This window comes from Bacteroides caecigallinarum, assembly GCF_021530995.1.
GTDB classification, from domain to species: Bacteria; Bacteroidota; Bacteroidia; order Bacteroidales; family Bacteroidaceae; genus Phocaeicola; species Phocaeicola faecigallinarum.
In genome coordinates this window covers 20,662-28,588 of sequence record NZ_JADYTF010000032.1, presented here as the reverse complement: position 1 = coordinate 28,588, position 7,927 = coordinate 20,662, and the positions used below count along the sequence as shown (strand labels likewise).

The window sequence follows — 7,927 nt, the reverse complement described above, 5'->3', positions numbered from 1 at the left end:
AGACCCCACGCATGATATAGAAAACTGCTGTTCATAATTGTACGTTTGCTTGTGCTTATTCAAATATACAATTTGTGCAGCGGTTTTCTTCTTTAATAAACTATCACGCGAAATGTCGGATGAACCTGCAATCTGCCTAAATCCGTTTTCCCGACCTTATGCCAATTTGTCCCATTCGAAGCCAAACTCTCAGACTGTCAGCGAGAATGCTCAAATTCGCTTTATTCTGCGTTTTATCCTATTATTTTGTGAAAAAAACACGGATTACACCGGAAAAACATCCGGCATAACCCGTGTTATATTATTTATTGAAAATCTATTTTCTGCGGGCAGTTATCCCATTATTTGCAGTTTCCTGCGCAACGAGGCTTAATCTGCTTGAAGAAATCGTTTCCTTTGTTATCAACGAGGATAAATGCAGGGAAATCTTCCACTTCAATCTTCCAGATAGCTTCCATTCCAAGTTCAGGATATTCTACGCATTCGATGCTCTTGATATTGTTCTGGGCAAGGATAGCTGCAGGACCGCCTATAGAACCGAGATAGAAACCGCCGTGCTTCTTACAAGCGTCTGTAACAGCCTGGCTACGGTTACCTTTGGCAAGCATAATCATACTGCCGCCGTGGCTCTGGAACAAATCAACGTATGGGTCCATACGTCCGGCAGTTGTAGGTCCCATAGAACCACAAGCCATACCAGCCGGAGTCTTGGCTGGACCAGCGTAATAGATAGGATGATCCTTGATATACTGTGGAAGGTCTTCACCGCGGTCAAGACGTTCTTTCAGTTTAGCGTGAGCGATATCACGGCCTACGATGATAGTACCGTTCAAAGAAAGGCGTGTAGCTACAGGATACTTGTCGAGTTCGGCAAGGATTTCCGGCATAGGACGGTTCAAGTCAATCTTAACCGCATTGCCTTCGCCAGCCTGACGCAATTCTTCCGGAATCAGTTCGCCTGGGTTTGAATCAAGTTTTTCAATCCAGATACCATCCTTGTTGATTTTACAGCGGATGTTACGGTCAGCCGAGCAAGATACTCCAAGACCTACAGGGCAAGATGCTCCGTGGCGTGGCAGACGGATGATACGTACGTCGTGTGCATAGTATTTACCTCCGAACTGTGCGCCAAGGCCGATACGGTGAGCTTCTTCCAATACCTGTTTTTCAAGTTCCACGTCGCGGAATGCGCGTCCGTATTCGTTACCTGTAGTAGGCAGGTTATCGTAGAAACGAGTAGAAGCAAGTTTCACTGTCAGCAAGTTCTTTTCAGCAGAAGTACCACCGATTACGAATGCGATATGATATGGAGGACAAGCAGCTGTACCCAAAGTCTTCATCTTTTCTACAAGGAAAGGAACAAGAGTAGCAGGATTAAGGATAGCCTTAGTTTCCTGATAGAGGTAAGTCTTGTTTGCAGAACCACCACCCTTAGTCACGCAAAGGAATTCGTATTCCATACCCTGAGTAGCTTCGATATCAATCTGTGCAGGAAGGTTGCAGCGAGTATTCACTTCTTCGTACATTGTAAGAGGAGCATTCTGAGAGTAACGCAGGTTCTCTTCAGTATATGTCTTGTAAACACCAAGTGAGAGAGCTTCTTCGTCGCAGTATCCTGTCCATACTTGCTGTCCTTTTTCACCGTGGATAATTGCAGTACCTGTATCCTGGCAGAAAGGAAGAACACCCTTAGCAGCAACTTCAGCATTACGCAGGAAAGTCAAAGCTACATACTTGTCGTTGTCGCTGGCTTCAGGGTCAGTAAGAATCTTTGCAACCTGTTCGTTGTGCGAACGGCGAAGCATAAAAGATACATCGCGGAAAGCCGCATTAGCCATAGCAGTCAAACCTTCTTTTTCAATCTTAAGGATAGGTTTGCCTTCAAACTCGCTTACTGATACATAATCTTTAGTAAGCAGATAATACTCTGTATTGTCATGTCCGTGTTCGAACATTGGCTGATACTTAAATTCTGGTGTTGCCATATTCTTTTAAGTTTATGAGTTATTGAGTTTCTAGTTATTAGTTACTTTGTCTTATTCTTCGCTTTCGTATGTCTGATAGAGGAAGTCGTTATAAGGATACTTCTGAACATGCAGTTCGCGTACCTTCTTATACAGCATATTCTTGAAATCCTCCAGGTTCGACTTGTCCTTGGCAGAGATAAAGATACAGTTGTCGTCCATCTTTGCCATCCATGTATTCATCAGTTCCTCCAGCGTAATGTTTTCCTTCGTCTTCGGAGTCAGGTCATCCTCTGCCTTTTCCACATAGCTATAGGCATCAATTTTATTGAACACTATCATACTCTGCTTTCCTCCGGCACCTATATCTGATATGGTTTTCTCCACTACCTGTATCTGTTCCTCGAAATCCGGATGCGAGATATCTACTACATGTACCAGCAGGTCTGCCTCGCGCACCTCATCCAGAGTCGATTTGAATGATTCAACAAGGTCGGTAGGCAACTTACGTATAAATCCTACAGTATCGGAAAGCAGAAAAGGAAGATTTTCAATGATAACTTTTCTCACAGTAGTGTCAAGTGTAGCAAACAGTTTGTTCTCTGCAAACACTTCACTCTTTGCAAGAAGGTTCATTATTGTTGATTTTCCCACGTTGGTATATCCCACGAGCGCCACACGTATCATGCGTCCGCGGTTCTTTCGCTGTGTAGATTTCTGGGTGTCTATTTCTGCCAGTCTCTGTTTGAGCAACGCCATACGGTTAAGGATGATACGGCGGTCTATTTCCAGCTGGGTTTCACCCGGACCACGAAGTCCCACAGAACCTTTACCACCTCCGGCACCGGAACCACCACCCTGACGTTCCAAGTGTGTCCACAGACGTTGCAGTCTTGGCAACATATATTTATACTGTGCCAGCTCAACCTGGGTTTTCGCATTTGCCGTCTGTGCCCTCATTGCAAAAATGTCTAGAATAAGCGAAGTACGGTCAAGAATCTTCACCTTCAGTTCGTTCTCTATGTTTCTGAGCTGTTTGGCGGAAAGTTCATCATCGAATATCACCATACCAATCTCTGTTTCCTCATCTTCGTTCATCTGGAGAAGATAATCCTTAATTTCCTGAAGTTTACCTTTTCCAACGTATGTGACAGAGTTTGGAGTATCAAGTTTCTGGGTGAAGCGTGTCACCACCTCGGCTCCCGCCGTTTCTGCAAGGAAAGCCAATTCATCAAGATATTCGTTAGTCTTTCTTTCGTTCTGGTTTTGGGTAATCAAACCCACCAATACAGCCTTCTCAGTCTGTGCTTCGGATATTACAAATTCTTTCATCAACGATAAATGTATATTCTGGATGCAAACTTAACTAAAAATCTCCGTTTATTTTCATTATAAAGATAAAATAACGTATCATAATGCTGTTATTTTTTTCATCCTTGCTTTTTATTCTATATCTTTTTTCTTATCTTTATACCACATCAAACGTTTAAGCCTTAAATTATGAACAACATTTCAGACATTACAATCCTTGTGGCCGTTCTTGCTCTTGCATTATGGCCAGCAATAATAGTTTACCTTTCATGGCGAAGGGAAAAGAAAATTATAAGCTGTTTAAAAAACGAAACTCCTGCTACCGAGACACCAAAACTTTCTACAGAAGAACTAATCGTATCGACACTCAAGAAAATGGGATGTAACCCTGAAAAGAACGAAGAGGGCAACATAGGCTTCATGTATCAGGGTGACGATTTCTACCTATCGTTTCAGGAAGATGTTCCATTCGTAATGATATGGTATCCATGGTGGGGAACCATCAATGCCGACAATCCTGTGTTGCCATACCTGAAGGAGGTTATAAACGCTGTAAACATAAGTTCATTTATCACTACCGTATTCATGGCCGAAAATGAGGGCGACAAAGAGATTGGTATACACTCGCACTGCCATACATTCTTTACAGAAAGTGTTCTGGAGCCCGAAGAACATCTGAAACTGATACTCGACAGTTTCTTTGACACGAGAAACGCGATAAAAGAGAACATAGACAAACTAGGTTCAGCCATTTCCGAAGAAGACGAAGGTACGAAGAAGGAAAGGGTAATAGTGAAAGGATTCTCGGCTTACAAGGAAAATTCCAAACCTATAGAGAAAAAACAAGTAGAAGAAGAAGGAAAAGATAGTCAAACAAGCCCACTTAAATAGCGTTACACGTACGTGTTACACTCGTTGTACGTTCGTGTTAGAGAGTGACACGTTCGTGTTTCATGCGTAACACGTTCGTGTCACGCCAACTTCATCCCGATTTCAAGATTTATTATTCAGAATCCAAAGGTTTACGCATGCTGAACTCACATCCGCAATACTGCTGGTTGTAGAAATTATATTCCTTTATAATCGCTATACGACGTTCGCTCAACCCTCCCTTGCGCCAGTTCTGCTCCCACCATACGACATCAGGGTACGGCTCGACAGCATAATGCCCTGCCTCGTTTATCTGGTCCAAGCTTTTCCAACGCGATGAAGCCAGCGTGGTAGTGATAACTGTAAATTCGTGCTCATTGGCATAACGTGCCGTATCGCGCAAACGCATCTTGAAACAACGTAGGCAGCGCCCTCCCCTTTCCGGTTCATTCTCCATACCTTTTATGCATTCCAGCCACTGCGGATGATCATAATCGGCATCAATGATATCCAGCCCCAACGACTGGGCATAGCGTGTACACTCATCCTTACGGATATTATACTCATCGAGTGGATAGATGTTAGGATTGCAATAATATATAGTAGGACGCACACCGTGCTGCATCAGACATTCGATAATTGCCGACGAACATGGGGCGCAACATGTGTGAAGCAGAACCTTGTCCGCTCCTCCCGGCACTTCTATCTGAAACTTTTTCTTTTTCATAGACTTCTATTTGTTCATGAGATTTTTTTGATAAGCAATTCTAGGTGTTCCATTTGCAACATAAATTATTCCACATTTCACAAAACCGTTCTTTTCAAGAAGATGCTGCATCACCTTATTGTCATGATGTGTATCGGCACGAAGGCATGGAGAAATCTGCTGACACCAATCTATACAAAATCCTGTTATTCCTTTCACAGTACCATCTGACGCCAGACGGTGTATCACGTAATACGGTTCTTTATCAGGCCATGCTCCATCTTCTATATAAGAATATGTAGGATCGGGACCTTGAATAAGACAAAAAGTTGCAACCACCATTCCATCGTCATTATTAATACAAACGAAACAATGCCCCTGTTCTATTTCATTTTTTATCAGTTCCTCTTGTGGATAGCCGTTAATCCACTGATTAGGATTGCCGGAAGATTTCATAAACTCTCTCGCTATGGCAAATATCTGCATAAGCCTGTCAATATCTGTAGGAACAGCTTTTCTTATTATCATGCTCATCATATTCTGAATAAATTACGAATGCAAAAGTAGTACTTTAATCTATTAACAATACTAATACAAATAAAAAAATGAACAGCCTCAACCATTACATAATGGTTAAGACTGCTCATTTGAAATATTTAAATGCTGTTTAAATACCATTTAAACACTGTTTAAACGGTATTTAATCCATTTTTACTTTCCGCTCAACTGTTTGTCCATTGCAGCTGCAGCGCGACGACCATCGCCCATAGCAAGGATAACTGTAGCACCACCACGAACAATGTCACCACCGGCATAAATTGTAGGAATAGATGACTGCATATCCTCATTTACAGCGATAGTACCCTTACGTCCGAGTTCCAGACCTGGAATAGAGTTAGGAACAATAGGATTAGGAGATACACCTACACTGACAATAGCCATATCTATATCTATTGTTTCGATAGCTCCAGGTATCGCTACAGGACTGCGACGACCTGAAGCATCAGGTTCGCCAAGTTCCATTTTCTGAAGAACCACTTGTTTTACACGACCTTTTTCGTCGGCAATATATTCGATAGGGTTATGAAGTGTAAGGAATTCTACTCCTTCTTCCTTAGCATGCTTGACTTCTTCAAGACGTGCAGGCATTTCTGCTTCAGAACGACGGTAGATAATCATTGCTCTTTCAGCCCCAAGACGACGGGCAGTACGTACAGAGTCCATAGCCGTGTTACCACCACCGATTACAGCTACACGTTTGCCAAATGTGACAGGTGTATCAGAATCTTCGCTTGCAGCATCCATCAGGTTGACACGAGTAAGATACTCATTAGAAGACATGATATTGATTGAGTTCTCTCCCGGAATATTCATAAAGTTTGGCAGACCGGCACCAGAAGCAACGAATACACCTTTGAATCCCTCATTCTCAAGATCTTCTACGCTCACTGTTTTACCGATGATACAGTCTTTCACAAACTTAACACCCATCTTTGACAAGTTTTCTATTTCTACATCAACAATCTTATTAGGCAGGCGGAATTCAGGAATACCATATTTCAACACACCGCCAATCTCATGCAAAGCTTCGAACACAGTTACATCGTAACCCATCTTTGCCATATCGCCAGCGAATGAAAGACCTGCAGGACCAGAACCAACAACAGCTACTTTGATACCTTTCTTTTCTGCTATCTCAGGAACAGAAATCTGTCCGCTTTCGCGTTCATAATCTGCAGCAAAGCGTTCCAGATAACCAATAGCAACAGCTTCGTGTCCCATCTTGAGATGTATACATTTAGACTCACACTGTTTTTCCTGTGGACATACACGACCGCAAACTGCCGGAAGTGCGCTAGTCTGTTTCAAAACGCGTGCAGCTTCGAGGAACTCACCACGTTCGATGTTCTTTATAAATGTAGGTATATTGATTCCTACAGGACAGCCTTCCATACATGAAGGATTGGCACAGTCAAGACAACGCTTAGCTTCAGTAAGAGCCTGTTCTTCGTTCAAGCCAAGATTAACTTCCTCCTTACGGCTGTGAGAACGATATTCAGGATCAAGTTCGTTCATATGTACGCGTGGAATCAGTGTACGTTCCTTAGGCTTCATGCTCTTGCGCAATTCTTCGCGCCACTGTGCTGAACGGTCGTCAGCCGGTTTAACAGCTTCGCATGTATCCAGTTTAGGGTCAAGTTTATGGATTTCTTCTACTTCAATTTCCTTGAATGCTCCCATACGTTTGAGCATTTCATCGAAATCAACCTGATGTCCGTCGAACTCTGGACCATCTACACAAACGAATTTAGTCTTGCCACCCACAGTGATACGGCATGCACCACACATACCTGTACCATCCACCATAATAGTATTCAAAGATACATCTGTAGGGATTTCATATTTTTTTGTAAGAAGACAAACGAACTTCATCATGATGGCAGGACCAATGGCAAAACATTTGTCCACTTTTTCGCGTTTGATGACTTCTTCGATTCCTTCAGTCACCAAACCTTTTTTTCCGTACGATCCGTCGTCTGTCATTATAATTACTTCGTCAGAACTTGCACGCATCTCGTTTTCCAGAATAATAAGTTCTTTTGAGCGTCCTGCAAGTACTGTAATCACCTTGTTTCCGGCAGCTTTCAGAGCCTGAACTATAGGAAGCATAGGAGCAACACCTACTCCACCTCCGGCACAAACCACAGTACCAAAGTTTTCAATATGTGTAGCCTTACCAAGAGGTCCTACTACGTCTGTGATATAATCACCCTCGTTCAACTCACAAAGACGAGTTGAAGACAATCCCACTTTCTGAACCACTAAAGTAATGGTACCCTTAACAGGATCTGCTTCGGCTATGGTAAGAGGCATACGTTCGCCCTTTTCGCCTACACGTACGATGACAAAATGACCTGCTTTACGAGATTTTGCAATCAGAGGAGCTTCAATAACAAGCTTAAAAACCTTCTCTGAAAAATGTTCTTTTGAAATAATTTTGTTCATTTTAAACTCTTAAAGTTAGTTATATTACAGATTCTCATTCTTTTGGTTTCAACCTCGCAAAGGTATAACA

Annotated in this window: 6 protein-coding genes; 1 reads left to right on the top strand and 5 read right to left on the bottom strand. The window is 42.5% G+C overall.

Annotated elements, in window-relative coordinates:
• Positions 1-341: 341 nt before the first annotated feature.
• Together I6E24_RS06485 and hflX are read right to left on the bottom strand one after the other, a co-directional pair.
• Entirely contained in the window at positions 342-1,985 is a 1,644-nt protein-coding gene (locus I6E24_RS06485) for a fumarate hydratase (RefSeq protein ID WP_154044968.1), read from the bottom strand.
• Between the two features lie 51 nt (positions 1,986-2,036).
• Positions 2,037-3,296: a GTPase HflX gene (hflX, locus tag I6E24_RS06480; protein ID WP_235327200.1), complete on the bottom strand. Its 1,260-nt coding sequence runs from the start codon at positions 3,294-3,296 to the stop codon at positions 2,037-2,039.
• Between the two features lie 168 nt (positions 3,297-3,464).
• Here hflX and I6E24_RS06475 point away from each other — a divergent pair, with 168 nt between their 5' ends.
• The gene (locus tag I6E24_RS06475; RefSeq protein ID WP_262911897.1) at positions 3,465-4,166 is read left to right on the top strand and encodes a hypothetical protein; all 702 of its coding nucleotides are present in this window, start codon (positions 3,465-3,467) and stop codon (positions 4,164-4,166) included.
• A gap of 112 nt (positions 4,167-4,278) precedes the next feature.
• Here I6E24_RS06475 and I6E24_RS06470 read toward each other — a convergent pair whose 3' ends face one another.
• The 3 genes from I6E24_RS06470 to I6E24_RS06460 form a co-directional block, all read right to left on the bottom strand.
• The gene (locus I6E24_RS06470) at positions 4,279-4,872 is read right to left on the bottom strand and encodes an epoxyqueuosine reductase QueH (protein WP_235327198.1); all 594 of its coding nucleotides are present in this window, start codon (positions 4,870-4,872) and stop codon (positions 4,279-4,281) included.
• 6 nt (positions 4,873-4,878) lie between these two features.
• Positions 4,879-5,385, bottom strand: coding sequence for a GNAT family N-acetyltransferase (locus tag I6E24_RS06465; RefSeq protein ID WP_235327206.1), 507 nt, complete (start codon positions 5,383-5,385; stop codon positions 4,879-4,881).
• Between the two features lie 177 nt (positions 5,386-5,562).
• On the bottom strand, positions 5,563-7,857 hold the full coding sequence (locus I6E24_RS06460; RefSeq protein ID WP_235327196.1) for a bifunctional dihydroorotate dehydrogenase B NAD binding subunit/NADPH-dependent glutamate synthase: 2,295 nt from the start codon (positions 7,855-7,857) through the stop codon (positions 5,563-5,565).
• Between the last annotated feature and the right edge of the window lie 70 nt (positions 7,858-7,927).